This window comes from Nocardioides sp. CPCC 206348 (assembly GCF_048654705.1).
Classification (GTDB): Bacteria; Actinomycetota; Actinomycetes; order Propionibacteriales; family Nocardioidaceae; genus Nocardioides.
The window spans coordinates 1-2,138 of sequence record NZ_JBMCZA010000096.1 but is presented as its reverse complement, the minus strand read 5'-3'; the positions used below and the strand labels follow the sequence as shown (position 1 = coordinate 2,138).

General features: G+C 67.7%; 1 protein-coding gene. It reads left to right on the top strand.

The features are described from left to right. Positions 1–189 precede the first annotated feature (189 nt). Positions 190–2,043 (top strand): hypothetical protein, encoded by a 1,854-nt coding sequence (locus tag ACOADB_RS04950; protein WP_378596831.1) that lies wholly within the window; start codon positions 190–192, stop codon positions 2,041–2,043. The last annotated feature ends 95 nt before the right edge of the window (positions 2,044–2,138 follow it).

Here is a 2,138-nt window from a genome sequence, read left to right as displayed (position 1 = left end):
ATCGTGGCGACCGTGCGCCGCTCTCGCGCCGCCTGACCCCGGCGTCCTTCGGGCCCACCCGGACAGGCAGGGAGACCTGTCCTCACTTCCGACACTGGTGACGCCTCGTCGATGAGCACACGATGGTCGAAGGTCCGGCAGTCATAGGTCTCGTGGTGTAGCTGAGCGGGCACAGCCAACCTTCGACTCGTGGGGAGTCCCAGCACCATGTCCCAGCACCGCGCCCACCGACGCCTGCGTCGCGTCATCGCCCAGATCGGCTCCGGCTCGCTCCTCGTCGCCGGAGCGGCGGTCATCGCCACCACCACCACGGCTCCGCTGGCCCACTCGGCCGCCCAGTCCATCTCGACCACGACGAACATCACGGACGGCAGCGGGTTCTGCGTCAATCCGGACGGCACCGGGGAGACGGAGGACCCGACGAACTGCAACGCCTACGCCGTGAAGGCCGACGTGTGGCTGAGCAACCTCCCGCACACCCTGGGTGAGGGCGACTACTTCTTCGCCGTCAACGTCCCGGGCACCCAGTCCACGCCGAACGATGGTGCCCCGGGCCTCTTGTCGTCGGACTCCCGTGCGGACCGCACTTTCCACGTGGCGGCCGACGGCACGATCTCGACCGCTGGTCCCCACGCCATCTCGTTCGACGACTTCCGGATCCAGATGGCGCCGTTCGACGACACCACCAACGGGGGCGGGGTCTACAACGCCAGCGTGTGTGCGCTGCCGTCGCCCGACCCGGACGCGCCGGTCAGCGGCGATGACTGCACGCACGACTCGTTCAAGGTGGTCCAGGACGACCCGCCGCCGCCCGCCCTGCCGCTGAGTGTCGAGAAGAGCGCCACCGGCGCCTATACGACGACCTACGGGTGGGCGATCGACAAGACGGTCGCGGACGACACCCTGGAAGGCGTGTCCGGCACGGTGACCGCCAACTACACCGTCACCCTGACCCATGACGCGGGCACCGTCTCCGACACCGGGATCACGGGAACCGTCACGATCACCAACCCGAACCCCGACCCGGTGATCGCCGACATCACGGACACGTTCTCGGACGCGGGCGTCGTCTGCACCCTGGTGGGTGCTGGTGACGACGTCGAGGTCGCCCCGGGCGACACGCCGCTCGCCTTCTCCTGTGACCTTGCCGAAGGGGTCGTGCCCGGTGCGGATCTCTCCAACTCCGTCACGGTGGAGTGGGACGTCCAGACAGTCGGCCCGGCACTCCTCGAAGCCGGTTCGGACACCGCCTCGACTGGCCCGATCGGGTTCACGGAGACCGTGGTGGACGAGTGCGCCACGGTGGACGACTCGGTCGCCGGGCTGCTCGGGCAGGTCTGCGTCGGCGACGCCAACCCGGCCGTGGCCAACTACTCGCACGACTGGCCGCTGGACCAGCCCGGATGTGTCGACTACCCGAACACGGCCACCTTCGTCACCAACGACACGGGCACCACGGGCGACGACACCCAGATCGTCACTGTCTGCAAGACCCCGCTGAACACAGGCGCCCACACCATCGGGTTCTGGTCGAACAAGAACGGCCAGGGCGTCATCAAGGGCGGTACGAGCACGGGCACGACCTGCAACTCCGGTTCGTACCTGCGCACCTTCGCGCCGTTCCAGGACCTGTCTGCAACCGCCACGTGCACCCAGGTGGCGTCGTACGTCAGCTCGGTGATCAGCAAGGCCTCGGCCGCGGGCGCCTCGATGAACGCGATGCTCAAGGCACAGATGCTCGCCACCGCCCTCTCCGTGTACTTCACGGGTCCGGGCAGCACGCTGGCGACGCAGAAGTTCCTGCCGAACACGAACCTCGGTGGCATCACGATCGATCTGACCAACATCAAGGGCCGGGACGTGAGCGGTGCCTTCGGTCCGGACGGCGCTGACGGCAGTGCGACGGTGAGCCAGATGCTGGCCTACGCGGGCAGCCAGTCGAACGTCGGCGGCAGCATCTGGTACGGCCAGAACAAGGTCGTTCAGGCGGACGCCAAGGACGCGTTCGACGCCATCAACAACAACGCGGTGTTCGCGCCGTAGGACTTTCCACTGCAGCGACCGCCACCCCGGTCCGGTGTCTCCCTCGTACCCCGATCACGTGCTCACGCCGTGATGTCGAGATAGACAGGAACGGA